Origin of the sequence: Microbacterium paraoxydans, assembly GCF_900105335.1 — a bacterium.
Taxonomy (GTDB): domain Bacteria; phylum Actinomycetota; class Actinomycetes; order Actinomycetales; family Microbacteriaceae; genus Microbacterium; species Microbacterium paraoxydans.
Genome location: NZ_LT629770.1, coordinates 974,448 through 1,000,183, shown reverse-complemented (window position 1 = coordinate 1,000,183; position 25,736 = coordinate 974,448). Strand labels below are relative to the sequence as shown.

Sequence of the window (25,736 nt, the reverse complement as noted above, 5' to 3'; positions counted from 1 at the left end):
CGGGGCTCCGGGTCAGGCGTCGGGCGGAGTCTCGCCGGGAGGAGTCATCGGGATCCGGACCGTGAAGGTCGTGTCGCCGGGCTCGCTGTCGACCGAGATGCGGCCGTGGTGGCCCTCCACGATGGCCTTGACGATCGCGAGACCGAGTCCGGTCCCTCCGGTCTGCCGGGCGCGGGAGCTGTCTCCGCGGGCGAACCGGGCGAAGAGCTCGTCGCGGAGGGCGGGATCGATCCCCGGGCCGTCGTCGTGCACGCGGAGCACGGCCTCGTCGCCCTCCCGGGCCACGCTCAGCGTCACCGTGGTCCCCGCAGGGGTGTGGGTCCTGGCATTGGCCAGCAGGTTCGCGACGACCTGATGCAGCCGCCCGGCATCACCGACGACGGTGACCGGCTCATCCGGCACCTCGATGTTCCAGTGATGATCGACCGCCGTCGGCCGCGCATCCGAGAGGCCCTCGAGGGCGAGCTGGGCGAGGTCGACCGTGCCGTACACGAGTTCTCGTCCCTCGTCGAGACGGGCGAGGAGCAGGAGGTCCTCCACGAGCCGTGTCATGCGCAGCGACTGCGCCTGGATGCGCTCCAAGGAGGAGGTCGTGCCCTCGATGACCGCGTCTTCCTTCGTCGCCTCCGGTGCCTGACGCAGCGCTCGCAACGAGAGCTCCGAGTAGCCGCGGATCGAGGCCAGCGGCGTGCGCAGCTCATGGCTCGCGTCGGCGACGAACCGGCGCATCTGCTCCTCGTTCTTCTGGCGCGCCGCGAGGGACGTGTCCACGTGGTCGAGGAGCTTGTTGAGCGCGGCGCCGACGAGCCCGGTCTCCGTCCGCGGATCGGTCTCGCTCGCCGGTACGCGCTCGGTGATGCTGACCTCGCCGCGGTCGAGCTGCTGATTGGCGACTCTCGTCGCGGTCGCTGCAACCGCCCGCAGCGGCCGAAGCCCGACCCGGATCGTGACCGCCGTCGTCAGGGCGAGGAGGATCAGGCCGCCCGCCGTCGCGAGCAGGATCACGGTGAGGAGCTGCGTGAGCTGATTCTGGACGTCGTCGCGGGGGAGCCCCGTGACGACGACGACGCCGTTGCTCGCGGTGGTCGCGACGACCCGATACGAGCCGAGGCCGTCGAACGAGACCGTGGCAGGGGTGCCGAGCGCGACCGTGCCGTACAACCTCTGCAACTGCTCGGGAGTGAGCGACTGCGGCGTGCTGTTCAACGCCCCACGGCTCTCCTGGAACGTGACGCCGCTCGGTCCGGCCACGGGGCTCCCGAGCGAGAGCAGCAGCCCGGGGACGCGGGTGTTGAGGAGGGGGAGGATGTTGTCGACGGTCGCCTCGGAGGGCGCGACCCGCTCCACGATCCCGTCCCGGATCGTCGCAGCGTAGGTCTTCACCTTGTTGTCGAGCTGGTCCTCGAGCGTGCTGCCCAGGGTGGCGCTGGTGATGACGGCGACGATGACGAGGATCAGCGACACGAACCCGATCACCGCGGTCATCAGCCGCGTCTGCAGGCTCATGGGCCGCCGCGTCACCGTCGCTCCGCTCACTGCGGGGCCTTGATCATGTAGCCGACGCCGCGCACGGTGTGCAGGAGGGGCGTGCGGCCGGCGTCGATCTTCTTCCGAAGGTACGAGATGTAGAGCTCCACGACCGACGACTTGCCACCGAAGTCGTAGCTCCAGACGCGGTCCAGGATCTGCGCCTTGGACAGCACCCGGCGCTCGTTGCGCATGAGGTAGCGCAGCAACTCGAACTCGGTCGCGGTCAGCTCGATCTCCACGCCGTCCCGGACGACCTCGTGGCTGTCCTCGTTGAGCGTGAGATCGGCGACGCGGAGGATCGACTGCCCGTCGTCGGCGCTGGCGTGTCCGGTGCGCCGGATGATCGCGCGGAGCCGGGCGATCACCTCCTCCAGGCTGAACGGCTTGGTCACGTAATCGTCGCCCCCGGCGGTGAGCCCGGCGACGCGGTCGCCCACGGCATCCTTCGCCGTGAGGAAGAGGACCGGGACGAGGTTGCCCGCTTCGCGGAGGCGCTTCAGCACGGCCATCCCGTCGAGGTCGGGCATCATGATGTCGAGCACGAGGGCGTCCGGTTCGAACTCCTTCGCGACCTGGATCGCCTCGAGGCCGGAGGAGGCGGTGCGCACCTCCCAGCCCTCCATGCGCAGGGCCATGGCGAGCAGATCGGTGAGCATCTGCTCGTCGTCCACGGCGAGGATGCGCAGAGGGGAGCCGTCGGGGCGGCGCAGTTCGGGCAGGTCGCTGGTCATGCCTCTATTCTGCGGAATTTCCTATGTGATTTCTATGGAGCGGGCTATGGGTTCTCTGGGAGATGTCCGCCTCATAGAACCCTCATCATCCGTCCCTCGAATCCGCATAACGGTCGTCCCTAGCGTCGGTTCCGCGCCGCGATCGTCGCGGCGGGAGGAGAGACATGTACGGACGATATCTGCGGCGCGAACTCGCGGGCCGCAAGAAGCAGACGGCGATCGTGGCCATCGGGCTCGCGATCGCGATCGGACTCGTGATCGTGGTGAACGCCCTGACGACCGGTGTGCGCGACGCCCAGGCGCAGTCGCTGGCAGCGGTCTACGGAGTGGGGACGGATCTGACCGTCACGGGTGCCGCCGCGGAACCGGGCGACGGGACAGGACCGCGGTTCGAGTTCGACGAGGACGCGGGGGAGAGCGACGGCGAGACCACGACCCTGGAGCAGTCGACCCTGCGCACGGACTTCGGCCGGACGACGCTCGACGCCGCGGTGCTGGACACGGTGGCCGGTACCGATGGCGTCGCCGCCGCGACCGGTGCGCTGAGCCTGACGAACTCGACCTTCTCCGGTGAGCTGCCGAGCAGCGGCTTCGGCGGGCAGGACGGTGCGGAGGGCGGCGAGGCGCCTGCGGAGGGCCAGGCGCCTCCGCAGGGTGGCGGCGGGGGCGGAGGCGGTGCGTTCGGCATCGACTCGTTCACCGTCCTCGGCATCGACCCGTCCGCGTCGGAGGTCGGCCCGCTGGCCTCCGCCGAGATCGGCGAGGGGCGTGGGCTGGACGCCGACGACAGCGGAGCCCTCGTCGCGCTGGTGGACAGCACGTACGCCGCGAGCGAGGACATCGCCGTCGGCAACACCCTGGACGTCGCGGGCTCCGACGTCGAGGTCGTCGGCCTCCTCACCTCGGCGTCGGATGCCGCAGACACCGCGGCGGACGTCTACCTCCCGCTCGACACCGCGCAGGAGCTGGCCGGCGTGGAGGACGTGATCTCCACGGTGTACGTGCAGGCGGATTCGGCGGCGTCCATCGACGAGGTGCAGACGGCCCTGGCGGAGGAGCTTCCCGACGCCACCGTCTCCTCGCAGTCCGAGCTCGCTGCGACCGTGTCCGGCTCGCTCTCGAACGCGACGGCGCTCGTCACGAATCTCGGCACCTGGCTGTCGATCATCGTCCTCGCCGTCGCCGTGCTGCTCTCGGTGCTCCTCACCCTCTCCGGCGTCGGCCGCCGCACCCGCGAGTTCGGCACGCTCAAGGCGATGGGGTGGTCGAACGGCCGCGTCGTGCGCCAGGTCGCCGGGGAGTCGATGGTGCAGGGACTCCTCGGCGGAGCAGCAGGCCTCGTGCTCGGCCTCGCCGGGATCCTGATCATCACCGTCGTGCAGCCGACCGTGGCCGCCGGATCCACGGCCGTCGGCGGAGGCCCGGACGGAGGAGGAGGCTTCGGCGGCCCCGGCGGCATGGCCCCGGGCGCGGAGACCGCCGACATCGTGCTGCAGGCACCGCTGACCCCCTGGGTGCTCGTCGCCGCCGTGGGTCTCGCGGTGCTGGGCGGACTCGTCGCCGGCGCCTTCGGAGGCTGGCGGGCGGCGCGACTGAGCCCGGCCGAGGCCCTGCGGTCCGTCGCATGAGCGACGTCGCGAACCACGCAGGAGAGAAGGAGACCGAGATGACCACGATGACGGATTCCGAGGCCCGCGTTCCGGCCTCGTCTGCGGCGACCCCGCTGTACCGGGCGACGGGCGTCACCCGCACCTATACGCGGAGGGGACGGACGGTGACGGCGCTCACCGGCGTCGACCTGGAGATCATGCCCGGCGCCTTCGTCACGATCCAGGGGCCGACCGGAGGGGGCAAGTCGACGCTGCTGCAGCTGCTGGGGGCGCTCGACACCCCGACCTCCGGGACGCTGCAGCTGGACGGCCGTGAACTGTCGTCGGCGTCGCCGTCGGAGCTGGGACGGATCCGGGCGCAGGAGATCGGCTTCGTCTTCCAGGGGTTCAACCTGATCCCGACGCTGACGGCGGCGGAGAACGTCGACATGGCCCTGGAGCCGCTCGGCATCTACCGGGCGGAGCGACGGACCCGCGTCGCCGCCGCTCTCGCGCACGTCGGCCTGGAGGACCGCGGAGACCATCGCCCCGCGGAGCTGTCCGGCGGGCAGCAGCAGCGCGTCGCGATCGCGCGGGCGATCGTCAAGCGCCCGCGGGTGCTGCTCGCGGACGAGCCGACGGGCAACCTCGACGAGAGGATGCGCGACGAGATCCTCGACCTCCTCGAGCGGCTGTGCGCGGAGGGCATCACCATGGTCGTGGTCACGCACGACTCCGCGGTGGCGCGACGCGCGACGAAGCGGCTGCGTCTGACGCAGGGGACGGTGAAAGACATCACCCGATAGCCGGCGGCGCGGGGGAGGGGCGGACGGCGAGCCGCCCCTCTTCCGCGATGTCCGACCCCGGGTCTACCGTGTGCTCATGGTCGACCACGTCGAATCCGCACAGCCCACCGTCCACCGTCCCTCCACCGTCTCCGAGGTGGCCGCGCTCGTCCGCGCCGCCGCGCAGGAGGCGGTCCCCCTGACCGTCGTCTCCGGCGGCCACGGGCCCTGGTCCCACGCCTCCGCCCCCGGTCTGCGGCTCGAACTCGGGGAGCTCTCCTCGATCGAGGTCGACGGCACCGCCGTACGCATCGGTGGCGGTGCTGTCTGGGGCGATGTCGCGACAGCCCTCGCCGCCCACGGCCTCGCCCTGAGCTCCGGCGACACGGCCAGCGTCGGTGTCGGCGGCCTCACGCTCGGCGGCGGCATCGGCTGGATGGTGCGCGCCTGGGGCCTCGCCGTCGATCAGCTCGTCGGCGCCCAGGTCGTCACCGCGAGCGGAGACGTGGTGGAGGTGTCGGCCACGCAGCATCCCGACCTGTTCTGGGCGCTGCGCGGCGGTGGCGGCAACTTCGGCATCGTCACCCGTTTCGATTTCGAGGCGCATCGTCTGCCGGGGATCGCGCTGGCCGAGTCCATCGTCGAAGGTGACGCGACGGCCGTGCTCCGGGCCGCGCGCGAACTCCTCCGCGACGCCCCGCGCGAACTGACCGTCACGTACATGGACGTGCCGCCCATGGACCCGAGTGCTCCGGCCGGTGCCCGGCTGACCGCCGTGTGGGCAGGGCCCGACCCGGAGGCGCTGCGTGTGGAGCTCGCGCCGATCACCGCCCTCGACGGTGTCACGACGGAGATCACCGAGCCCGCCTACCGGGACATCCTGATGGAGATGCCGCAGCCCGAGGGCGGCGAGGCTCCCGCCCCTCCCGGGTTCCTCGGCGGGAACGGGCTCGTCGCCGACCTCGACGATGAGACGATCGATCGGCTGGTGGCCTATCGGCGGGAGTACCCCGCCTCGGTCGTCTTCCTCCGGTCCCTCGGCGGGGCGTTCGGCGCCGTGCCGCAGGAGGAGACGGCATTCCCGGCGCGCAGCGCGACCTGGTTCGTCATGGCCGGTGCCTTCGACGTCCCCGGACTGCTCGACGAGCAGGGGCGTGAGAAAGCCGCCGCCGACGCGCAGCGGATCGTCGAGGGCCGCCTCGCCGAGTACAGCAACTTCGTCGACCGCGAGCGACCGGACGCGGGGTCCGGGATGTACGGCCGTGACGGCTACGCGCGTCTGCGGGCGGTGAAGGCGCAGTGGGACCCGCAGAACGTGTTCCGCCGCAACCACAACATCCTCGTCTGACGCACGAAGGGCCGGGCACCGTACGGTGCCCGGCCCTTCGCAGACCCGAGGTCAGTGCGTGTCTTCGGCCTCGATCTCGGAGCGGTCGCCCGACCACAGCGTGTGGAAGGTGCCCTCCTTGTCGATGCGCTTGTAGGTGTGCGCGCCGAAGAAGTCGCGCTGGCCCTGCACGAGAGCAGCCGGAAGGCGGTCGGCGCGGATGCCGTCGTAGTACGACAACGACGACGAGAACGCCGGAGCCGGGATGCCGGACTGCGCCGCCGTGACCACCACGCGGCGCCATGCCGCCTGGCCGCGGGTGAGCGCCTCGGCGAAGTACGGAGCCGTCATCAGCACCGGCAGGTCGGGGGTCTCGGCGTAGGCGTCCGCGATCCGGTTCAGGAACTGTGCGCGGATGATGCAGCCGCCGCGCCAGATCTTGGAGATCGCACCGAGATCGATGTTCCAGCCGTACTCGGCGGCGCCGGCGCGGATCTCGTCGAAGCCCTGCGAGTAGGCGACGATCTTGGAGGCGTAGAGCGCCAGGCGGACGTCCTCGACGAAGGCGTCGACCTCGTCGGCCGGGACCGTGAACTCCTCGTCCGGGCCAGGAAGCGCCGCGGCGACCGCGCGCTGCTCGGGGTGCGAGGAGAGGGAGCGGGCGAACGTCGCCTCGGCGATACCCGAGACCGGAACGCCGAGCGAGAGCGCGGTCTGCACGGTCCAGGCACCGGTGCCCTTCGCGCCGGCCTGGTCCAGGATGACGTCGACGAGCGGCTTGCCGGTGGACGCGTCGACCTGCCGCAGCACCTCGGCGGTGATCTCGATGAGGTACGACTCCAGCTCGCCGCGGTTCCACTCGGCGAAGATCTCGGCGATCTCCGCGGGCGTCTTGCCGGTGCCGCGACGGATGAGGTCGTAGGCCTCGGCGATGAGCTGCATGTCGGCGTACTCGATGCCGTTGTGCACCATCTTGACGAAGTGGCCGGCGCCGTCGTGGCCGACGTGCGTCACGCACGGCTCGCCCTCGGCGACCGCGGCGATGGACTTCAGGATGGGTCCGAGCGTGACCCAGGACTCGTCGGAGCCGCCCGGCATGATGGAGGGACCCGTGAGGGCCCCCTCCTCGCCGCCGGAGATGCCGGCGCCGACGAAGTTGATGCCGGTCTCGCGGACGGCCTTCTCGCGGCGGATGGTGTCCGGGAAGTAGGCGTTGCCGCCGTCGACGATGATGTCGCCCGGCTCGAAGACCTCCACGAGGGAGTCGATCACGGCGTCGGTCGGAGCTCCGGCCTTGACCATGATGATCGCGGTACGCGGCTTCTGCAGCGAATCGGCGAACTCCTGGTAGGTCTTCGCCGGAATGAAGCCCGCCTCGGGATGCTCGTCGAGGAGGGTCTGCGTCTTCTCGTAGCTGCGGTTGAAGATCGCCACGGTGTTGCCCTCGCGGCTCGCGAGGTTGCGGGCGAGGTTCGACCCCATGACGGCGAGTCCGACGACTCCGATGTTCGCTGATGCTTCGGGCACGGAAGGCTCCTCGGTCGTGAAGAAGGGTTGAGTTCAGCGTATCGCTGTAGGGCGGATCGAGGCGCACCCGTGACGCGGCCCTGTCATCGTCCGCGGTGCCGGGCGGCCGGGACGCTCGGGACCTCTACGCTGAAGGGAGCACAGGAGCTGGAGGGAGTCGGTCGTGACGGAGTCCGAGAAGAAGGTCCGCGCTGTCGTCGCGGTGCCGTTGGCGGAGGAGCTGTGCGGGCTCATCGAGGAGCTCGAGCCGCGGCTCGAGGTCGTCCACGATGCGGCGCTCGTGCCTCCTATGCGCGGCCCTGCAGACTGGTCGGGCGACCCTGGCTTCACTCGCACGCCGGAGCAGCAACGGGCGTTCGACGACCTCGTCGACTCGGCCGACGTCCTCTTCGGCATCCCCGACGTCGACCCCGACGCGCTGGCGCGAACGGTGTCCGCGAACCCGCGGCTGCGGTGGGTCATGACCACGGCGGCCGGCGGCGGGAGCACCGTGAAGGCCGCGGGGCTCGACCGGGCGGATCTCGACCGCATCGTCTTCACCACCAGCGCGGGCGTCCACGGCGGCACGCTCGCCGAGTTCGCCGTCTTCGCGGTGCTCGCCGGGGCGAAGGACCTTCCACGCCTGCGGACGGATCAGGATCGCCGCGTCTGGCCCGACCGCTGGGAGATGCGTCAGGTCGACGAGATGACCGTGCTGGTGGTGGGGCTCGGCGGCATCGGCGCGGAGTGCGCCCGCCGGTTCCACGCGCTCGGCGCGCGGGTGTGGGGGACCAGTCGCTCCGGCGGTGCGGTCGAGGGTGTCGACCGTCTCATCGCGCCCGACGAGCTCGTGGGCGCGGTGGGCGAGGTCGACGCGATCGTCGTCACGCTGCCGGGCACCGAGCAGACCAGGCATCTCATCGGCGAGGAGGTCCTGCATGCGGTGAAGCCCGGGGTCATCCTCACCAACGTCGGACGCGGCAGCGTCGTCGATGAGACGGCGCTTCTCGCCGCGCTCGACGACGGCCGCGTCGGCTTCGCCGGGCTGGACGTCTTCGAGCAGGAGCCGCTGCCCGCCGAGTCCCCGCTGTGGGCGCACCCCCGCGTCCTCGTCAGTCCGCACACCGCGGCGCTCAGCTCGAAGGAAGAGGAGCGCATCGCGCGGCGATTCGCCGAGAATGCCACCCGGCTGCTCGACGGACGCGAGTTGCGTGCAGTGGTCGACACGGTCGAGTTCTACTGAGCCGGGAGACGACGGGCATGAGCATGCGCATCGTCGTGATGGGGCCCAGCGGCTCCGGGAAGTCGACGGTGGGCGCGGCGCTGGCCGAGGATCTCGGGGCGCGCTTCGTGGACGGGGACGACCTGCATCCGCTCACCAACGTCGAGAAGATGGCGGCGGGTATCGCCCTCGACGACGAGGACCGGACGCCGTGGTTGCGGGTGGTCGGACGGACGCTCGCCGCGGAGGCGCACATCGTGGTCGCGTGCTCCGCGCTGCGGCGGCGCTACCGGGATGCCATCAGGGCGGAAGCGCCGGACGCCGTTTTCGTCGAGCTCGGCGTGGCACGGGAGACGCTCGCACGGCGGGTCGGCGGTCGCTCCGACCACTTCATGCCGGCCTCGCTGCTCGATTCTCAGCTCGACGCGTGGGAACCGCTGACGGACGACGAGTCGGGGCTCCGGGTCGATGCCGCGCTTCCGCTGAGGCGCGAGGTGGCGGCGATCCGGAAGGCGCTCACCGCGGTGACGGGAGCGCCAGGGGGCGCTCAGTCCTTGCGGTAGCCCGAGCGGCCGAGGGAGAACAGGGCGGCGCCCGTTGCGACGGCGGCGCACAGCGACATGGCGCCGATCACCCAGAGGAGGACGTGAGAGAGGAACGCGGCGTCGAGCATGGAGGTACTCCGAATTTCTGCAGAGGGGACCGGTGTCCTCAGCCTATCGGGTCATCCGGTACCATGGAGTCGTACCTCGGCGAGGGACGCTTCTGCGCGTGCGCGGACGTCCGTGATCGACGCGGCGAAGCAAGCCCGGTGGCTTTCCTCACGCGTCCGCGTTCGAGTCCACAATTCCAAGACCACCGCGCGGCGCCTTCGCTGCGTGCCCGAAGGAGAACCTCATGTCTGAAGACACCACGGTCCACGCCGAGCTGCGCAGCAGCTTCGGCAAGGGCTTCGCCCGTCGTCTGCGCGCCGCCGGCAAGATCCCCGCGGTCATCTACGGCCACGGCACCGAGCCTGTGCACGTCGCGCTGCCGGGTCACCAGGTCTCCCTGATCATCCGTCGCGCCAACGCGCTGCTCGACCTCGACATCGAGGGCACCTCGCAGCTCGCGCTCGTGAAGGACGTGCAGAAGGACCCGGTGCACCAGATCATCGAGCACATCGACCTCCTGGTCGTGAAGAAGGGCGAGAAGGTCGCCATCGACGTCCCCGTCGTCGTGACCGGCGAGCCGGCTCCCGGCACCATCGTCAACCTCGACGCCACGACCATCCAGGTCGAGGCCGAGGCCACGCACATCCCCGAGAACATCGAGGTCTCGGTCGAGGGTCTCGAGGAGGGCGCGCACATCACCGCCGCCGACGTCACCCTCCCGAAGGGCTCGACGCTCCTCACCGACGCCGAGGTCCTCGTGGTCGCCATCTCCGTCCCGGCCGCTCCGGTCGAGGACGAGGAGACCGAGGGCGAGTCCGCCGAGGGTGCCGCCGAGGCGTCCGAGGAGGCCGCCGCGGAGTGATCTCCGCCTGCTTCATCACGGAGGGGACGCGATCGGATCGCGTCCCCTCCGTCGTATCCTGACCGGGGTGACGGCTCCGGCGAGAGAGGACGAGGAATGGCAGCGACCTGGCTCGTGGTCGGTCTCGGCAACCCCGGACCCCGCTATGAGGCGACCCGCCACAACATCGGCCAGATGGTCGTCGACGAGCTCGCGGCCCGGCGCGGCGAGAGCTTTCGGGAGCACAAGGGCGGCGCGCGCGTCGTGGAGACCTGGCTCCGCCCCGGCGCCGACAAGCTCGTGCTCGCGAAGCCGAACACGTTCATGAACGTCTCGGGTACGCCCGTCGCGGCGCTCGCCCGCTTCTACTCCGTCCCCCTCGATCACGTGGTCGTCGTGCATGATGAGCTCGACATCCCGTTCGACACGGTCAAGCTCAAGACCGGGGGAGGCCACGGCGGGCACAACGGCGTCCGCGACATCGCGCGAGCGCTCACGAGCCCGGACTTCCCCCGGGTGCGCGTGGGCATCGGCCGGCCGGTGGGGCGTCAGGACCCCGCCGACTGGGTGCTCTCCCCGTTCGGCAAGGACGAGCGCGCGAACCTGCCCCTCCTCGTGGGCGACGCGGCCGACGCCGTCGAGCTCCTCGTCGACGAGGGGCTGCTCGCCGCGCAGCAGAAGCACCACGCCCCTCGCTGAGGACGCGGCGCGCCGCGTGTCAGGTGGTGAAGGTGGCGTACCCCGCCGCCCCGCCGACGGCGACAGCGGTGAAGACGGCGACGAAGAAGATGATCGCGCCGAGGACGGCGACGATGAGCGCGGCGATGCCCGCTCCGCGCCCCTGCTTCCGGCGGATCGCGATGATCCCCAGCACGATCGCGGCGATGCCGAGCACCGTCCCGGCCCAGAAGGACAGCTCCGTCCACAGCACCTGGTCGCGCGCGGGGGACAGGAACCCGAAATCGCCCGTGGAGCCGCCGAGGCCCTGCGGGATGCGGCGGCCGACCTCGAACGCGCTGACGCCGCCGATGATCGGCATGACGACGGCCGCGAGGATCGAGAGGCCGAGAGCGAGCAGGCCGAGGAATCCCGAGGGCTTCGGCGCGGCGTCCGGCGCGGTGTACGTGCCGGACGGTGCCGCGTAGCCGCCCACGGGCACCTGATACGCCCCGGGAGGCGCGGCAAGGGGTGCCGGCTGGCCGTATCCGCCGGCGGGCGGGTACGTTGCCGGAGGAGCAGGCGGCGCCGACGGATACGCGGGCGGCGGGACCGCACCGGATGCCGGCTCCTGCGAGACCGAGGTCGCCGGGGGCAGGGGTGGCACGGCGCCGGGCGGAGGGGGCAGCTGCGGATCGGTCACGATGTCATCCTAGGGTCGGCTGCGGCTCACACCCGGCGCAGCAGTCCGACGCGGTCGTACACGTCGGACAGCGTGCGATCGGCGACGGCGTCGGCACGGGCGGCGTTCTCGGCGAGGATCCGGTCGAGCTCCGCCGGGTCGTCGAGGAGCTCGAGGGCACGGTCGCGCACCGGGGCGAACTCCTCCACGACGACCTCGGCGAGGCCCTTCTTGAAGTCGCCGTAGCCGCGGCCCGCGTACTCGTCCTCGATCGCCGGGATCTGACGGCCGGTTAGGGCGGCGTAGATGGTCAGCAGGTTCGAGACGCCGGGCTTGGCCTCCCGATCGAACCGCACGGTGCCCTCGTTGTCGGTCACCGCGCGCATGATCTTCTTCGCCGACTTCGCCGGGTCGTCGAGCATCCACAGCACACCGGCGTCGCTCTCGGCCGACTTCGACATCTTCGCCGTCGGGTTCTGCAGATCGTAGATCCTCGCCGTCTCCTTCTGGATGACCGGGACCGGCACCGTGAAGGTCTCGCCGAACCGCGAGTTGAAGCGCTCCGCGAGGTCGCGGGTGAGTTCGACGTGCTGCTTCTGGTCGTCGCCGACCGGCACGACGTCGGTCTGGTAGAGCAGGATGTCGGCGGCCATGAGCACCGGATAGGTGAAGAGGCCGACGCTGGTCGCATCGGCGCCGTAGCGGGCCGACTTGTCCTTGAACTGGGTCATGCGTCCGGCCTCGCCGAAGCCGGTGATCGTGCTGAGGATCCAGGCGAGCTCGGCGTGCGCACGGACGTGCGACTGCACGTACAGCGTCGACTGCGACGGCTCGATGCCCGCGGCGATGTACTGCGCGGCGGTACGGCGGGTCTTCTCGCGCAGCTCGGCCGGGTTCTGGGCGACCGTGAGGGCGTGCAGGTCGACGACGGAGAAGAACGCGTCGTACGAGGTCTGGAGCTCCCGCCACTGCAGGAGCGCGCCGATGTAGTTGCCGATCTGGAGGGAGTCGGCGGAGGGCTGCATTCCGGAGTAGAGACGAGGCTTGTTCACCCGTCAATCCTATGCGTCCGCGCGGCGAAGCCCGGCGTCGCCGCATCCTCTACGCTGACGTCATGACGGACGGCATGCCCCTGAGACGCGGACAGGTGTTCCTCGACGCCCTGGGCGCGGAGGCGGAGCGCCTCCACCCGGAGATCCTCGCGCAGTACCGTGCGCCCGTCTCGGCGGGGCACGCGGAGGGCGAGTTCGCGATCGCGGGGAGCCGGTTCGGCCGCTGGGCGGCCCTCGCCCGTCCGATCGTGGGACCGGGGCTGCTGGTGCCGACATCGGGACGAGACGTCCGGTTCGTCCTCCGCACGACGACCGGACGCGCGGAGACCGGCCGCGCGACGCTGGACTCCACCCGCGAGTTCCTCTTTTCCGGGCGGACCGCACGGATCGTGGACCGGCTGACGGTGAGCGTGCGGCCGGGACTGGTCCGGAATCTCCTCGGCGCCCGCGGCCGCGTGGAGCTCATCGAGGAGTGCAGTGTGACGGCGGAGGGCTTCCTGCGGATGCGCACCGTCCGGGTCGCGCTGCGGCTGTTCGGTCGGCGGTTCGCTCTGCCCGGTCCGCTCGGGGTGCACGTGGACCTCGTCGACGGCTGGGACGCCGAGCACCGCCGTCGCACGATCGACATGCGCGCCGTGAACCCCCTGCTCGGCACCGTTCTGGAGTACCGCGGATGGTATCGCGAGTCGCCGCCGTCGCCCTCCGAGCGGCCGGAACCGGGTCAGTAGGTGTAGTCGACGACGACCGGCGCGTGGTCGCTCCAGCGCTGGTCGTACGCGGCCGCACGGGCCACGTGATACGCCTGGACGCGCTCGGCGAGAGCGGGCGTGGCCAGGTGGTAGTCGATGCGCCATCCCGAGTCGTTGTCGAAGGCCTTCCCGCGCATGGACCACCAGGTGTACGGCCCGTCCACCTCGCCATGGAAGCGGCGGCCGACGTCCACCCAGCCCAGACCGGTGCCGACCGAGCCGTCGACGCCGGTGACCGAGGCCCCGGCCTCACCGAGGAAGCGATCGAAGTAGGCGCGTTCGCGCGGCAGGAAGCCGGCCTTGGTGCGGTTGCCGCGCCAGTTCTTGATGTCGAGCTCGCGGTGCCCCACATTGAGGTCTCCGGTGACGAGCGCGAGGGCGCCGTCGGTGTTCAGACTCGCCAGTCGAGCCTCGAACGCATCGAGGAACTTCCACTTCTCGTCCTGCTTCGGGGTGTCGGCCTCGCCGGAGTGCACGTAGGCGCTGACGACGGTGAGCGGACGGTCGCCGATCAGGAAGTCGGCCTCGATCCAGCGGCCCTTGGAGTCGAAGTCCTCCGGGCCGAAGTCCACCCGGGAGGCGAGCGCGGGGAGGCGGCTGGCGATCGCGACGCCCGCTCGCCCCTTGGCCGTGGCCTCATCGTGAACGAAGGTCCAGCCGGGAAGGGCGGCCTCGATGTGCTCGTCCTGCCCGCGCACCTCCTGAAGGGTGAGGATGTCGATGTCCGCGGCATCCAGCCACGTGCTCATCCCGTTGCGGGCGGCCGCCCGGATCCCGTTGACATTGACCGAGGCGATACGCAGGTGAGGCATTCCTCCAGCCTAACGAGCACCGCCGACATCGCGGTTCTGACGGTGGTCGAGCTCGGAGAGCAAGCGCTGCGCGAGAGGGGAGGTCGGGGGTGCGGGCGGGGGAGCGGAGGCCTCCAGTCGCGCGACCTCGTCCTCCGCCGCGCGGACGGCGTGCCCGGCGGTCCAGCTCCGGTACCACGGGGCCTCGTCGCGCGCGGCCCGGGCGTCGCGCAACCGGATCCGTGCCGCGGAGAGCAGCGTGGCGTGTTCGGCCACCCGCCGCTCGGCCTCCGTCGGCAGCAGGAGCGGGAGGTCGCGGTCCTGGGCGGCGACGGCGATCCACGAGGCGGCCACGAGCATGACCACCCCGTTCACCCGGAACCACAGCAGCAGTCCGACGAAGATCGCGAAGGTCGCCAGCAGCGGGTTCGACGGCGTGTAGCTCAACAGGAACCCGACCCCGAACTGCAGCACCGTCATGGCCGCGCCGCCGAGGAGGGCGCCGGGCCAGATGGTGCCCCAGTGCAGCGAGGTGCCGGTGAGGAAGCGCACCATCGCCGCCAGCGCTCCCGTCAGCAGGACGAACGACACCAGGACGGTGCCGATCCGGATGCTGATGTTGAGGCCGTCGGAGCCGGCATCCCAGCCCAGCAGCGACAGCACCCAGCTGAGGACCGCGGCGCTGGCCGAGCTCAGTGCGGAGCCGACGATGAGAGCGACTCCGAAGATGAGAGCGGCGAGCAGGTCGCGCGCCTTGAGGAGGAGGTAGCTGCGCCGGTCGGGCTCGAGGCCGAAGATGTCCCGCACGGCCCGCCGGGAGAAGGTCACCCACCCGATCGCGGTCCAGATCACCGTGCCGAGGGCGATGAGACCGGTGATGCCGAGGAACCCGCTGGTGTTCGACGCGATCTCCTGCACCTGCGCGGGGGTGAAGACGCCGCCCTCGTCGAGGATGAGGTTCGGGATGTAGTTGTTGATGATGTCGATGAGGCCGTTCACCGCCTCCTCGCTGCCGCCGAGCCAGAGGCCCGCGATGGCGAACGCGAGGTAGATCGCGGCGAAGATGGCGAACAGCGCCTGGTAGCTCACCCCGGCGGCGAGCAGGAAGCCGTTGTGCTGCAGGAAGTGCCGCCACACCCGCACCGGGAAGAGGCCGAGGGTACGCCGGGTCAGCGCGGTCGCGCGCTCGACCGCGGCATCGAGGCGACCGTCGGTCGCCGAACCGGGCTCGGACACGCCCCCACCCTACCCAAGCGCGGGCCCCGCCTTCGCGCGCCCTGCCTGCCTCCGCGAGAACAGGCGCAGACACGAGAACAGGCGGCCCCGTCCGGGACCGCCTGTTCTCGCGTGAATGCCTGTGTCGGCGTCAGGGACGGCCGCGGAGGACCGCCTGCTTGACCTCGGCGATGGCCTTGGTGACCTCGATGCCACGGGGGCAGGCCTCGGAGCAGTTGAAGGTCGTGCGGCAGCGCCAGACGCCCTCCTTGTCGTTGAGGATGTCGAGACGCACCGCGGCGTTGTCGTCGCGCGAGTCGAAGATGAAGCGGTGCGCGTTGACGATCGCGGCCGGGCCGAAGTACTGCCCGTCGGTCCAGAACACGGGGCACGACGAGGTGCACGCGGCGCAGAGGATGCACTTCGTGGTGTCGTCAAAGATCTCGCGGTCGGCGATGGACTGCGTGCGCTCCTTGCCCTTCTCCGGCACGGAGTTCGCGACGAGGAACGGCTGCACCTCGCGGTACGACGCGAAGAACGGCTCCATGTCGACGACGAGGTCCTTCTCCAGCGGCAGGCCCTTGATGGCCTCGACGTAGATCGGCTTCGAGATGTCGAGGTCCTTGATCAGCGTCTTGCAGGCCAGGCGGTTGCGGCCGTTGATGCGCATGGCGTCGGAGCCGCAGATGCCGTGCGCGCAGGAGCGGCGGAAGGTCAGCGAGCCGTCGACCTCCCACTTGATCTTGTGCAGGGCGTCGAGGACGCGGTCGGTGGAGTAGAGCTCCACGTCGTAGTCGACCCAGTGCGGCTCGGCGTCGACCTCGGGGTCGAACCGGCGGATGTTGAAGGTGACGATGAAGGACTGGATCCCGGTGTCTTCGGTCGTCTCGGCCGGCGCTTCGGCGATGGCGTTCGACATGCTCAGTACTTCCTCTCCATCGGCGGGTAGTTCAACTCGCCCTTGTCGTTCTTGGTGAAGACGACCGGCTTCCAGTCGAGCTTGATGTGGTCGCTCGGGTCGGAGGAGTGCGGGTCGCCCGTGAGGTACGCCATGGTGTGCTTCATGTAGTTCTCGTCGTCGCGCTTCGGGAAGTCGTCGCGCATGTGGCCGCCGCGGCTCTCCTCGCGGTTCTGCGCGGCGTAGACGACGACCTCGGCGATGTCGAGCAGGAAGCCCAGTTCGACGGCCTCGAGCAGGTCGGTGTTGAACCGGTGGCCCTTGTCGTCGACGTGCACGTTCTTGTAGCGCTCGCGGAGCTCCGCGATCACGCCGAGGACGTGCTGCAGCGACTCGTGCGTGCGGAAGACCTGCGCGCCCTTGTCCATCTCGTCCTGCAGCGTCTTGCGGAGGACCGCGATCCGCTCGGTGCCCTGGTTGTTGCGCAGGCCCTCGAGCATGTCGGAGACGAAGGCGGCGGGGTTCTCCGGCAGCGGGACGAACTCGGCCGTCTTGACGTACTCGACGGCGTTGCGGCCGGACCGCTTGCCGAACACGTTGATGTCGAGCAGCGAGTTCGTGCCGAGGCGGTTGGCGCCGTGCACCGAGACGCAGGCGCACTCGCCGGCGGCGTAGAGGCCGGGGACGACGGTGTCGTTGTCCGCGAGCACCTCGCCGTTGTTGTTCGTGGGGATGCCGCCCATGGCGTAGTGCGCGGTCGGCATGACGGGCACCGGCTCGACGACCGGGTCGACGCCCAGGTAGGTGCGGGCGAACTCGGTGATGTCGGGGAGCTTGGTCTCCAGCACCTCGGCGCCCAGGTGCGTGCAGTCCAGCAGCACGTAGTCCTTGTGGGGACCGGCGCCGCGGCCCTCCGCGACCTCCTGGACCATGCAGCGCGCGACGATGTCTCGGGGCGCCAGGTCCTTGATGGTGGGGGCGTACCGCTCCATGAAGCGCTCACCCGAGGCGTTGCGCAGGATCGCACCCTCGCCGCGGGCGCCCTCGGTGAGGAGGATTCCGAGGCCGGCGAGGCCGGTCGGGTGGAACTGGAAGAACTCGAGGTCCTCGAGGGGGAGGCCCTTGCGCCAGACGATGCCGACGCCGTCGCCCGTGAGGGTGTGCGCGTTGGAGGTCGTCTTGAAGATCTTGCCGAAACCGCCGGTCGCGAAGATCACGGCCTTGGACTGGAAGACGTGCAGCTCGCCCGTGGCGAGGTCGTAGGCCACCACGCCGGCGATCTGGGTCGCGCCCGCCGCGTCCTTCACGGTGATGAGGTCGAGCACGTAGAACTCGTTGAAGAAGTTGATGCCGAGCTTGACGCAGTTCTGGAACAGCGTCTGCAGGATCATGTGACCGGTGCGGTCGGCGGCGTAGCAGGCGCGGCGGACCGGGGTCTTGCCGTGCTCGGCCGTGTGACCGCCGAAGCGACGCTGGTCGATCTTGCCCTCGGGGGTGCGGTTGAAGGGGAGACCCATGTTCTCGAGGTCGATGACCGCGTCGATGGCCTCCTTCGCGAGGATCTCCGCCGCGTCCTGGTCGACGAGGTAGTCGCCGCCCTTCACGGTGTCGAAGGTGTGCCACTCCCAGGAGTCCTCCTCGACGTTCGCGAGGGCCGCCGCCATACCGCCCTGCGCGGCACCGGTGTGCGAGCGCGTCGGGTACAGCTTGGAGATCACGGCCGTCTTCGCGCCGGGGCCGGCCTCGATGGCCGCCCGCATGCCGGCGCCGCCGGCGCCCACGATGACGATGTCGAACTGGTGGTAGTGCACGCCGTCACGGACGACGGAATCCTGCGTCTGGGTAGTCACTTCTCGTTTGCCTCTTCTTCTAGCCCTGCGCCTGGCAGGTCTCCCACAGCGTGCTCGACTCGGTCACACCCAGGCACGGGTCGAACGTGAAGACGACCAGGGTGCCGAGGAGGATGAGCAGGCCCGCGGCCAGGCCGAGGGCCCAGACGAGCGCCTTGCGCGCGGTGGGGTTGGTCACGTAGTCGTTCACGATCGTCCGCATGCCGTTGGCACCGTGGATGAGCGCGAGCCAGAGCATCAGCACGTCCCACCACTGCCAGAACGGCGTGGCGAACTTGCCGGCGATGAAGGCGAAGTCGAGGGCGTGGATGCCTTCGCCGACCATGAGGTTGACGAAGAGGTGGCCGAAGATCAGCACGACGAGCACGACGCCCGAGACGCGCATGAAGACCCAGCCCCACTTCTCGAGGTTGATCCCGCGCTGGCGGCGGGCGGGGGCGGCGACGGTCTGGGCGGTCATCAGTGTCCTCCTCCGAAGCCGGCGAACGCGAGCATCAGGTGGCGCGGCACGAAGCCGGCCATGATGATGCCCCACACGAGCAGCACGCCCCAGAAGAGCTCGCGCTGGTACTTGGCGCCCTTCGACCAGAAGTCGACGGCGATGATGCGCAGGCCGTTCATGGCGTGGAACACGATGCCCGCCACGAGCACGACCTCACCGATCGCCATGACCGGGTTCTTGTATGTGCCGATGACCGCGTCGTACGCCTCCGGCGACACCCTGATCAGCGCCGTGTCGAGCACGTGCACCAACAGGAAGAAGAAGATGGCGACTCCGGTGATGCGGTGAAGCACCCACGACCACATGCCTTCGCGACCCCGGTAGAGGGTGCCGCGGGGGGTCTTGGACGTGGTTTCCGAAATCGACGGTGTCAAGCGAGCGCTTGTGGACACGGTCGTCCTCCCTGGATCGATGTGTTTCGGTCGCGTGCGCTGCTTCGTCCACATCTGGCCTGGAGGAGGGTCAGGCACGCCCGATCGGTGTCCATCCTATTCCCGCGCGGACGCCCCGGGCGACGAAGGGGAGCCTAAGTCGGACCCGCCGCTACGCTGGCCTGCATGAGCGAGCCGATCGAAGACTTCTACGCGGTCATCCCTGCCGGCGGCATCGGCAGTCGGCTGTGGCCGCTGTCCCGGGCGGACGCCCCGAAGTTCCTGCACGACCTCACCGGGTCCGGGCATTCGCTGCTGCGCGACACGTGGGACCGTCTGGAGCCGCTCGCCGGTCCGGACCGGATCGCCGTGGTCACCGGGCGTGCGCACCGAGCGGCGGTGGAGGCGGAGCTGCCGGGCATCGCCGACCTCAACGTCTTCCTGGAATCCGAGCCCCGCGAGTCCGCGGCGGCGATCGGGTTGGCGGCGGCCGTGCTGCACCGGCGCAACCCGGACGTGATCATCGGCTCGTTCAGTGCCGACCACGTCATCCGGGGCACGCGGGTCTTCGAGTTCGCCGTCCGCGACGCGGTCGAGGTGGCGAGGGAGGGCTACATCTGCACGATCGGCATCGCGCCGACCGAGCCGGCGGTCGGCTTCGGCTACATCAAGAAGGGGCCGGAGCTGGTCGTCGAGCGCGCCAGGGAGGCGGCCCTCGTCGAGAGCTTCGTCGAGAAGCCGGATCTGGAGACAGCCAAGGCCTACCTCGCCGAGCGCACCTACCTGTGGAACGCGGGCATGTTCATCGCGAAGGCGAGCGTCCTGCTGGACGAGCTCGCCGCCAACGAGCCCGCGCTGCACGCCGGTCTGCTCGAACTCGCCGAGGCCTGGGACGACCGGGAGCTCCGCGGGCCCGCCGTCGACCGCATCTGGCCGCGGCTGAAGAAGATCGCGATCGACTACGCCGTCGCGGAGCCGGCGGCGCGGCGGGGGCGCCTCGCCGTGGTCCCCGGGCACTTCGACTGGGACGACGTGGGGGACTTCGCGTCGCTGACGAAGCTCATCACGAACGGCCGCAAGAACGACCTCGCCGTCCTCGGGCCCCGTGCCCGGGTACTCACCGACGCGGCCAGCGGCATCCTCGTCAGCCAGACCACGCGCGTGATCAGCCTCGTCGGCGTGCAGGACATCGTCGTGGTCGACACCCCCGACGCTCTCCTGGTCACGACGGTCGAGAACGCGCAGCGGGTGAAGGGCGTGGTGGAGTCGTTGAAACTCAACGGACAGGGCGACGTGCTCTGATGAGCATCGGCGCGTGCTCATCGGCAGGGTTGATTTCAGCTTTGTAACCATTGGCCCGGCCGCCCGGGGCCGGCGTGCACGAACGTCGAAACACTAGGTAACTTTGATCGATCCGCGATGGCCGCGGGTTCGTTGAGGGAGGCATCCGTGACCATCTCCACCACCAAGAAGCTGCTCGGCGCGACGGTCGCCGCCGGTGTCGTCTTCGCTCTTGCCGGCTGCGGTCAGGCGCCGACCGACGAGTCCGAGGGCGGATCCGCCCCCGTCGACTCCGACTTCAAGCCCTGCCTCATCTCCGACGCCGGCGGCTGGAACGACAAATCGTTCAACCAGTCGGCCAAGGAGGGCATGGACAGCGCCGCCGACGAGCTCGGCATCAAGCCGCTGGAGTTCGAGTCCGCGAACGACAACGACTACGCGCCGAACCTCGAGACCGCCGTCTCCGAGGGCTGCTCGCTCATCGTCTCGGTCGGCTTCAAGCTGTCCGCCGCCACGGTCGAGTCCGCGCTCGCGAACCCCGACATCGACTACGCGATCATCGACGACTGGGCCGACAACGACTTCGACGGCACCACCGACGCGCCGAACATCAAGCCCCTCGTCTTCGACACCGCCCAGGCCGCCTACCTCGGTGGCTACGCGGCGGCCGCCTGGTCCGCTGAGGCCGGCGTGAACAAGGTCGGCACCTTCGGCGGCATGCAGATCCCGTCGGTCGCGGTCTTCATGGACGGCTACCAGCTCGGCGTCGAGAAGTACAACGAGGACAAGTCGGCCGACGTCCAGGTCTTCGGTTGGGACGCCGCCACCCAGAAGGGCTCCTTCACGGGCGGCTTCGACGCCAACGACACCGCCAAGCAGACCGCCCAGGGCGTGCTCGACCAGGGTGTCGACGTCATCCTCCCCGTCGGCGGCCCGGTCTACCAGAGCGCCGCAGCGGCGATCAACGACAGCGGCAAGGACACGCTGATGCTCGGTGTCGACAGCGACCTCGCCGTCGCCGACCCCAGCGTCGCCGACATCACGCTCGTCTCGATCATGAAGGCCATCGACGTGGCCGTCCGCGACGCGACGCTCGCGGCCGCCGCCGGCGAGTTCGACCCGGAGCCCTACATCGGCACGCTCGAGAACGAGGGCGTCAAGCTGTCCGGCTTCGGCGACTTCGAGGCGGACCTGCCCGAGGGCCTGACGGACGAGCTGTCCGCTCTGCAGGAGCAGATCATCTCCGGTGACATCACGGTGGAGTCCGAGAACTCTCCCACCCGCTGAGTCGGAGCCGTACCCAGCACGGGGCGAGTGGCGCAGGCTGCCACTCGCCCCGCACTGTGGGCGGCGACGATTCTCCTCGGTGACTCTTCTGGATAAGGTGCAGATATGAAGCTCGAACTTCGCGGCATCACCAAGCGATTCGGCAGCCTCGTGGCGAACGACCACATCGATCTCGTGGTCGAACCCGGTCAGATCCACGCTCTCCTCGGCGAGAACGGCGCAGGCAAGTCGACGCTGATGAACGTGCTCTACGGCCTGTATCAGGCCGACGAGGGCGAGATCCTCCTCGACGACGTCGTGCAGCACTTCCGCGGCCCGGGCGACGCGATGGCCGCCGGCATCGGCATGGTGCACCAGCACTTCATGCTCGTGCCGGTGTTCACGGTGGCCGAGAACGTCATGCTCGGTCACGAGCAGACCAAGGGCCTCGGCACGCTGGACATCGCGAAGGCCCGCGAGCACGTGCGCGCGGTCGCCGCACGGTTCGGGTTCGACATCGATCCGGACGCCGTCGTCGGCGACTTGCCGGTGGGTGTGCAGCAGCGCGTCGAGATCATCAAGGCGCTGTCCCGCGACGCCAAGGTTCTCGTCTTCGACGAGCCGACCGCCGTGCTGACGCCGCAGGAGACCGACGAGCTCATGGCCATCATGCGCCAGCTCCGGGACGAGGGCACCGCGATCGTCTTCATCACGCACAAGCTGCGCGAGGTGCGCGAGGTCGCCGACCGCATCACGATCGTCCGGCTCGGTCGGGTGGTGGGGGAGGCCTCGCCGACCGCCACCAACGCCGAACTGGCATCGCTGATGGTCGGCCGCGCGGTCGAGCTGACCGTGCACAAGGAGGCTCCGCGGCTGGGCGAGGGCGGCCTGGAGGTCCGCAACCTCCGCGTGCTCACCGCCTCCGGAGCCATCGTCGTCGACGACGTCGACTTCACCGTGCGACCCGGCGAGGTCCTCGCCGTCGCCGGTGTGCAGGGCAACGGCCAGACCGAGCTCGTCGAGGCCATCGTCGGCCTCGCCGCACGCGTCGAGGGGGACATCATCCTCGACGGCACCGAGCTCGTGGGCAAGAGCGTCCGCGGCATCCTCGACGCCGGTGTCGGGTTCGTCCCGGAGGACCGCACCGAGGACGGCCTCGTCGCCGGATTCTCGGTCGCCGAGAACCTCATCCTCGACCGCTCAGACGATCCCGCGTTCAGCCGGGCCGGGACGCTGCGCCGCGGCGCCCTGGAGGACTTCGCCAAGGAGCGCATCGCGGAGTACGACATCCGCACGCAGGGCCCGGACACCCCCGCGGGCACCCTCTCCGGAGGCAACCAGCAGAAGGTCGTGATCGCGCGCGAGATGAGCCGCGAACTGCGGCTCTTCGTCGCCGCGCAGCCGACCCGCGGGGTGGACGTGGGCTCGATCGAGTTCATCCACAAGCGCATCATCGAGACGCGGGACGCGGGCATCCCCGTGATCGTCGTCTCGACCGAGCTCGACGAGGTCGCCGCCCTCGCCGACCGGATCGCGGTCATGTACCGCGGCACCATCGTCGGCATCGTCCCCGGTGACACGCCCCGGGAGACACTCGGACTCATGATGGCCGGAGCGGCCGATGCGGAGGTGACCGCGTGAGCGGCGCGACACCCGGTGCAGGAGACGTCACGAAGGGTCTGCCTCCCGAGCAGCTCCCGCCCAGCACGGGGCTCGCGGAGGAGGTGCCCCCGCCCCCGCGCGGCAACGTCGTCCTCAAGGAGATCCTCCGCGGCAGCGCCGTCACGACGATCCTGGCGATCGTCCTCGCGCTCATCGTCGGCGGCATCCTCATCGCGTTCACCAACGAAGACGTGCAGAAGGCCTCCGGGTACTTCTTCGCCAAGCCGAGCGACACGTTCGTCGCGGCCTGGAACGCGGTCTACAACGGCTACGAGGCGCTGTTCCGCGGAGCGATCTTCAACGCCCGCGGCGCCGACTTCGCCGCGCAGATCCGTCCGCTGACGAACACGCTGGGCTTCGCGGCTCCGCTGATCGCCGCCGGTCTGGGCGTCGCGCTCGCCTTCCGCGTCGGTCTGTTCAACATCGGCGCCCGGGGTCAGATGCTTGTCGGCGTCGCGGTCGCGGCCCTGCTGACCTTCAACCTCGACCTGCCGATCTGGTTCCACCTCCCCGTCACGCTGCTGGCCGGTATCGCCGGCGGGGCGCTCTGGGGCGGCATCGCGGGTCTCATCAAGGCACGCACGGGCGCGCACGAGGTGATCCTCACGATCATGCTCAACTACATCGCGTACTACCTGCTGCTGTGGATGATCCGCACGCCCGGGCTCCTGCAGAAGCCGGGGACCAACCAGGCGCTCGGCTCGGCCACGCCGGAGAGCGCGCAGTTCCCGACCCTGCTCGGCCCGCAGTTCCCGCTGCTCGACCTCGGCTTCGTCATCGTGGTCATCGCGACGGTGTTCGTGTGGTGGCTCATCGAGCGCTCCTCGCTGGGTATGCGCATGCGCGCGGTCGGGGAGAACCCGCACGCCGCTCGCGCCGCGGGCATCAGCGTCAAGCGCGTCTACGTCTACGCGATGCTCTTCGCGGGTGCCCTCGCCGGCCTCGCCGGGATGAACCAGCTCCAGGGCGCCGTCACCACCGGCGTCACCGAGACCATCGACGCCGGCATCGGCTTCGACGCCATCACGGTCGCCCTCCTCGGGCGCAGCCGCGCGTGGGGGACCTTCGCAGCCGGAATCCTGTTCGGTGCCCTCAAGGCGGGCTCGTTCTCCATGCAGGCGCAGGACATCCCCGTCGACATCGTGCTCGTCGTGCAGTCGCTCGTCGTGCTGTTCATCGCCGCCCCGCCGCTGCTGCGCACGGTGTTCTTCCTCCCCAAGTCCGACGCAGAGAAGGCGGCCAAGGCGAGAGCCAAGGCCGCGAAGAAGGCGGTGACGGCATGATGTCGCTCGTGCAGACCGAAGCCGCCGACGGCACGGTGCAGCTCGCCACCGTCCGGGAGCGCCACCTCAAGGCGCCGATCAGCCTCGCGGTCGTCACCGCGCTGCTGGCGGTGCTCTTCCTCGCCGTGCCGCGCAGCGGTATCAGCACCTTCCGGCTCGGCGACCGCACGTCGGCCTTCGAGCTCCCCGACGTGGAGCTTCCCACCGCGCCGACCTTCTGGGTGGTCTTCGCCGTGCTCGTCGTCCTCACGGTCGGGGCCTTCCTCCGGGCATGGACGTACCGTGCGCCGTCGATCTGGCTCATCGTGGCGTACGGCGTACTCGCGGTGTTCGCGTTCCTCGTCTGGGCCGCGGCCGGGGGCCTCGTCCCCGTCACGAGCCTCCTCTTCGGTGCCGTGTCGCTGTCGGTGCCGCTCGTGTTCGGCGCGCTCGGCGGTGTCATCGGCGAGCGGGCCGGTGTCGTCAATGTGGCCATCGAGGGACAGCTGCTCCTCGGCGCCTTCTCGGCGGCGCTGCTGTCCAGCATCACCGGCAACGCCTTCGTGGGCCTCATCGGCGCCATGATCGGCGGTGTGCTCGTCGCGAGCGTGCTGGCGGCGTTCGCGATCAAGTACCTCGTCGAGCAGGTCATCGTCGGTGTCGTGCTCAACGTCCTCGTCACGGGCCTCACCGGATTCCTCTACGGCGCGCTCCTCGCCCCGAACGAGGCCGAGCTGAACACCCCGGTGCGCTTCTCCCGCATCGAGATCCCGGTGCTGAGCGACATCCCGATCATCGGTCCGGTGCTGTTCAACCAGACCTTCATCGTGTACCTCATGTTCATCACTGTGGCCGTCGTCGCGTGGGGCCTGTACCGCACCAAGTGGGGCCTGCGCCTCCGCGCAGTGGGCGAGCACCCGCAGGCGGCCGACACGGTCGGCATCCGGGTGAACCCGACGCGGTTCTGGAACGTGCTGCTCGCGGGCGCGATCGCCGGCATCGGCGGCGCGTACTTCACCCTCGTCTCGGTCCCGCAGTTCGGCAAGGAGATGACGGCCGGGCTCGGCTTCATCGCCCTCGCCGCGGTGATCTTCGGACGCTGGGACCCGATCCGCGCGACGCTCGCGGCCCTGCTCTTCGGCTTCGCGACGAACCTGCAGAACCTGCTCTCGATCCTGAAGACGCCCATCCCCGGCGAGTTCATGCTCATGCTGCCGTACGTGGTCACGCTTCTCGCGGTCGCCGGGTTCGCCGGACAGATCCGGGGTCCTGCCGCCAGCGGCAAGCCGTACATCAAGTCGTAGAACCCGCAGG

Annotated in this window: 25 protein-coding genes; 13 read left to right on the top strand and 12 right to left on the bottom strand. The window is 70.0% G+C overall.

Annotated features, from left to right (window positions below; all coding sequences use genetic code 11):
• Window positions 1-12: 12 nt before the first annotated feature.
• Together BLU02_RS05020 and BLU02_RS05015 are read right to left on the bottom strand one after the other, a co-directional pair.
• Window positions 13-1,506: a sensor histidine kinase gene (locus tag BLU02_RS05020; protein WP_060921481.1), complete on the bottom strand. Its 1,494-nt coding sequence runs from the start codon at window positions 1,504-1,506 to the stop codon at window positions 13-15.
• A 26-nt stretch (window positions 1,507-1,532) separates the two neighbouring features.
• Window positions 1,533-2,261, bottom strand: coding sequence for a response regulator transcription factor (locus tag BLU02_RS05015; RefSeq protein ID WP_025105641.1), 729 nt, complete (start codon window positions 2,259-2,261; stop codon window positions 1,533-1,535).
• Window positions 2,262-2,425: 164 nt separating this feature from the next.
• Between BLU02_RS05015 and BLU02_RS05010 the strand changes: the two genes are divergently transcribed.
• The 3 genes from BLU02_RS05010 (at window position 2,426) to BLU02_RS05000 (ending at window position 5,983) form a co-directional block, all read left to right on the top strand.
• Window positions 2,426-3,889, top strand: a complete 1,464-nt coding sequence (locus tag BLU02_RS05010; protein ID WP_060921482.1) for an ABC transporter permease — start codon at window positions 2,426-2,428, stop codon at window positions 3,887-3,889.
• A 47-nt stretch (window positions 3,890-3,936) separates the two neighbouring features.
• Entirely contained in the window at window positions 3,937-4,656 is a 720-nt protein-coding gene (locus tag BLU02_RS05005) for an ABC transporter ATP-binding protein (RefSeq protein WP_174521418.1), read from the top strand.
• A 76-nt stretch (window positions 4,657-4,732) separates the two neighbouring features.
• Window positions 4,733-5,983 (top strand): FAD-binding oxidoreductase, encoded by a 1,251-nt coding sequence (locus BLU02_RS05000; RefSeq protein ID WP_082749971.1) that lies wholly within the window; start codon window positions 4,733-4,735, stop codon window positions 5,981-5,983.
• Window positions 5,984-6,034: 51 nt separating this feature from the next.
• On the opposite strand, the gene gndA is transcribed toward BLU02_RS05000, so the two are convergent.
• Window positions 6,035-7,489, bottom strand: a complete 1,455-nt coding sequence (gndA, locus tag BLU02_RS04995; RefSeq protein ID WP_025105645.1) for an NADP-dependent phosphogluconate dehydrogenase — start codon at window positions 7,487-7,489, stop codon at window positions 6,035-6,037.
• A 163-nt stretch (window positions 7,490-7,652) separates the two neighbouring features.
• Here gndA and BLU02_RS04990 point away from each other — a divergent pair, with 163 nt between their 5' ends.
• Window positions 7,653-8,711, top strand: coding sequence for a D-2-hydroxyacid dehydrogenase (locus BLU02_RS04990; RefSeq protein ID WP_060921483.1), 1,059 nt, complete (start codon window positions 7,653-7,655; stop codon window positions 8,709-8,711).
• Between the two features lie 17 nt (window positions 8,712-8,728).
• Window positions 8,729-9,253, top strand: a complete 525-nt coding sequence (locus tag BLU02_RS04985) for a gluconokinase (RefSeq protein ID WP_060921484.1) — start codon at window positions 8,729-8,731, stop codon at window positions 9,251-9,253.
• Here BLU02_RS04985 and BLU02_RS17840 read toward each other — a convergent pair.
• A complete protein-coding gene (locus BLU02_RS17840) occupies window positions 9,238-9,363 on the bottom strand; it encodes a hypothetical protein (protein WP_255218687.1) in 126 nt (41 codons plus the stop codon). The two genes, BLU02_RS04985 and BLU02_RS17840, sit on opposite strands and share 16 nt — an antisense overlap.
• A 224-nt stretch (window positions 9,364-9,587) precedes the next feature.
• On the opposite strand from BLU02_RS17840, the gene BLU02_RS04980 reads away from it, so the two are divergent.
• Together BLU02_RS04980 and pth are read left to right on the top strand one after the other, a co-directional pair.
• Window positions 9,588-10,205, top strand: a complete 618-nt coding sequence (locus BLU02_RS04980; protein WP_025105648.1) for a 50S ribosomal protein L25/general stress protein Ctc — start codon at window positions 9,588-9,590, stop codon at window positions 10,203-10,205.
• A 96-nt stretch (window positions 10,206-10,301) separates the two neighbouring features.
• On the top strand, window positions 10,302-10,883 hold the full coding sequence (pth, locus tag BLU02_RS04975) for an aminoacyl-tRNA hydrolase (protein ID WP_025105649.1): 582 nt from the start codon (window positions 10,302-10,304) through the stop codon (window positions 10,881-10,883).
• A 19-nt stretch (window positions 10,884-10,902) separates the two neighbouring features.
• On the opposite strand, the gene BLU02_RS04970 is transcribed toward pth, so the two are convergent.
• Complete coding sequence (locus tag BLU02_RS04970) at window positions 10,903-11,544, bottom strand: hypothetical protein (protein ID WP_157547012.1); 642 nt, start codon at window positions 11,542-11,544, stop codon at window positions 10,903-10,905.
• Window positions 11,545-11,570: 26 nt separating this feature from the next.
• Window positions 11,571-12,575, bottom strand: a complete 1,005-nt coding sequence (trpS, locus tag BLU02_RS04965; protein ID WP_082749972.1) for a tryptophan--tRNA ligase — start codon at window positions 12,573-12,575, stop codon at window positions 11,571-11,573.
• A gap of 62 nt (window positions 12,576-12,637) precedes the next feature.
• Between trpS and BLU02_RS04960 the strand changes: the two genes are divergently transcribed.
• Window positions 12,638-13,303, top strand: a complete 666-nt coding sequence (locus BLU02_RS04960) for a DUF4166 domain-containing protein (RefSeq protein WP_231919642.1) — start codon at window positions 12,638-12,640, stop codon at window positions 13,301-13,303.
• Here the strand turns inward: BLU02_RS04960 and BLU02_RS04955 are convergent.
• The 6 genes from BLU02_RS04955 to sdhC all read right to left on the bottom strand — a co-directional run bounded on the left by BLU02_RS04955 (window position 13,297) and on the right by sdhC (window position 18,972).
• Window positions 13,297-14,136: an exodeoxyribonuclease III gene (locus tag BLU02_RS04955; protein WP_060921487.1), complete on the bottom strand. Its 840-nt coding sequence runs from the start codon at window positions 14,134-14,136 to the stop codon at window positions 13,297-13,299. The genes BLU02_RS04960 and BLU02_RS04955 overlap by 7 nt on opposite strands.
• Window positions 14,137-14,145: 9 nt before the next feature.
• Complete coding sequence (locus tag BLU02_RS04950; RefSeq protein ID WP_060921488.1) at window positions 14,146-15,351, bottom strand: YihY/virulence factor BrkB family protein; 1,206 nt, start codon at window positions 15,349-15,351, stop codon at window positions 14,146-14,148.
• Between the two features lie 130 nt (window positions 15,352-15,481).
• Window positions 15,482-16,249, bottom strand: coding sequence for a succinate dehydrogenase iron-sulfur subunit (locus BLU02_RS04945; protein ID WP_025105655.1), 768 nt, complete (start codon window positions 16,247-16,249; stop codon window positions 15,482-15,484).
• A 2-nt stretch (window positions 16,250-16,251) separates the two neighbouring features.
• A complete protein-coding gene (gene sdhA, locus BLU02_RS04940; RefSeq protein ID WP_060921489.1) occupies window positions 16,252-18,078 on the bottom strand; it encodes a succinate dehydrogenase flavoprotein subunit in 1,827 nt (608 codons plus the stop codon).
• Between the two features lie 19 nt (window positions 18,079-18,097).
• Complete coding sequence (locus BLU02_RS04935; protein ID WP_060921490.1) at window positions 18,098-18,538, bottom strand: succinate dehydrogenase hydrophobic membrane anchor subunit; 441 nt, start codon at window positions 18,536-18,538, stop codon at window positions 18,098-18,100.
• Window positions 18,538-18,972, bottom strand: coding sequence for a succinate dehydrogenase, cytochrome b556 subunit (gene sdhC / locus BLU02_RS04930; protein ID WP_082749973.1), 435 nt, complete (start codon window positions 18,970-18,972; stop codon window positions 18,538-18,540). The genes BLU02_RS04935 and sdhC overlap by 1 nt, the downstream gene beginning before the upstream one ends.
• A gap of 165 nt (window positions 18,973-19,137) precedes the next feature.
• On the opposite strand from sdhC, the gene BLU02_RS04925 reads away from it, so the two are divergent.
• The 5 genes from BLU02_RS04925 (at window position 19,138) to BLU02_RS04905 (ending at window position 25,726) form a co-directional block, all read left to right on the top strand.
• The gene (locus BLU02_RS04925; protein ID WP_060921492.1) at window positions 19,138-20,253 is read left to right on the top strand and encodes a mannose-1-phosphate guanylyltransferase; all 1,116 of its coding nucleotides are present in this window, start codon (window positions 19,138-19,140) and stop codon (window positions 20,251-20,253) included.
• A gap of 147 nt (window positions 20,254-20,400) precedes the next feature.
• Window positions 20,401-21,519, top strand: coding sequence for a BMP family lipoprotein (locus BLU02_RS04920; RefSeq protein ID WP_060921493.1), 1,119 nt, complete (start codon window positions 20,401-20,403; stop codon window positions 21,517-21,519).
• Window positions 21,520-21,624: 105 nt separating this feature from the next.
• Complete coding sequence (locus BLU02_RS04915; protein ID WP_060921494.1) at window positions 21,625-23,139, top strand: ABC transporter ATP-binding protein; 1,515 nt, start codon at window positions 21,625-21,627, stop codon at window positions 23,137-23,139.
• Window positions 23,136-24,443 (top strand): ABC transporter permease, encoded by a 1,308-nt coding sequence (locus BLU02_RS04910; RefSeq protein ID WP_060921495.1) that lies wholly within the window; start codon window positions 23,136-23,138, stop codon window positions 24,441-24,443. The genes BLU02_RS04915 and BLU02_RS04910 overlap by 4 nt, the downstream gene beginning before the upstream one ends.
• Window positions 24,443-25,726, top strand: coding sequence for an ABC transporter permease (locus tag BLU02_RS04905; protein ID WP_082749974.1), 1,284 nt, complete (start codon window positions 24,443-24,445; stop codon window positions 25,724-25,726). Before BLU02_RS04910 ends, BLU02_RS04905 begins: the two co-directional genes overlap by 1 nt.
• The last annotated feature ends 10 nt before the right edge of the window (window positions 25,727-25,736 follow it).

Excerpts from the sequence above, each read along its gene's own strand:
- BLU02_RS05020 (WP_060921481.1), bottom strand. The coding sequence starts at position 1,506 with ATGAGCCTGCAGACGCGGCTGATGACCGCGGTGATCGGGTTCGTGTCG.
- BLU02_RS17840 (WP_255218687.1), bottom strand. The coding sequence starts at position 9,363 with ATGCTCGACGCCGCGTTCCTCTCTCACGTCCTCCTCTGGGTGATCGGC.
- BLU02_RS05010 (WP_060921482.1), top strand. The coding sequence starts at position 2,426 with ATGTACGGACGATATCTGCGGCGCGAACTCGCGGGCCGCAAGAAGCAG.
- BLU02_RS05005 (WP_174521418.1), top strand. The coding sequence starts at position 3,937 with ATGACGGATTCCGAGGCCCGCGTTCCGGCCTCGTCTGCGGCGACCCCG.
- pth (WP_025105649.1), top strand. The coding sequence starts at position 10,302 with ATGGCAGCGACCTGGCTCGTGGTCGGTCTCGGCAACCCCGGACCCCGC.
- BLU02_RS04955 (WP_060921487.1), bottom strand. The coding sequence starts at position 14,136 with ATGCCTCACCTGCGTATCGCCTCGGTCAATGTCAACGGGATCCGGGCG.
- BLU02_RS04985 (WP_060921484.1), top strand. The coding sequence starts at position 8,729 with ATGAGCATGCGCATCGTCGTGATGGGGCCCAGCGGCTCCGGGAAGTCG.
- BLU02_RS04935 (WP_060921490.1), bottom strand. The coding sequence starts at position 18,538 with ATGACCGCCCAGACCGTCGCCGCCCCCGCCCGCCGCCAGCGCGGGATC.
- BLU02_RS05015 (WP_025105641.1), bottom strand. The coding sequence starts at position 2,261 with ATGACCAGCGACCTGCCCGAACTGCGCCGCCCCGACGGCTCCCCTCTG.
- BLU02_RS04905 (WP_082749974.1), top strand. The coding sequence starts at position 24,443 with ATGTCGCTCGTGCAGACCGAAGCCGCCGACGGCACGGTGCAGCTCGCC.
- BLU02_RS04925 (WP_060921492.1), top strand. The coding sequence starts at position 19,138 with ATGAGCGAGCCGATCGAAGACTTCTACGCGGTCATCCCTGCCGGCGGC.
- BLU02_RS04915 (WP_060921494.1), top strand. The coding sequence starts at position 21,625 with ATGAAGCTCGAACTTCGCGGCATCACCAAGCGATTCGGCAGCCTCGTG.
- BLU02_RS04980 (WP_025105648.1), top strand. The coding sequence starts at position 9,588 with ATGTCTGAAGACACCACGGTCCACGCCGAGCTGCGCAGCAGCTTCGGC.
- BLU02_RS04960 (WP_231919642.1), top strand. The coding sequence starts at position 12,638 with ATGACGGACGGCATGCCCCTGAGACGCGGACAGGTGTTCCTCGACGCC.
- BLU02_RS05000 (WP_082749971.1), top strand. The coding sequence starts at position 4,733 with ATGGTCGACCACGTCGAATCCGCACAGCCCACCGTCCACCGTCCCTCC.
- BLU02_RS04945 (WP_025105655.1), bottom strand. The coding sequence starts at position 16,249 with ATGTCGAACGCCATCGCCGAAGCGCCGGCCGAGACGACCGAAGACACC.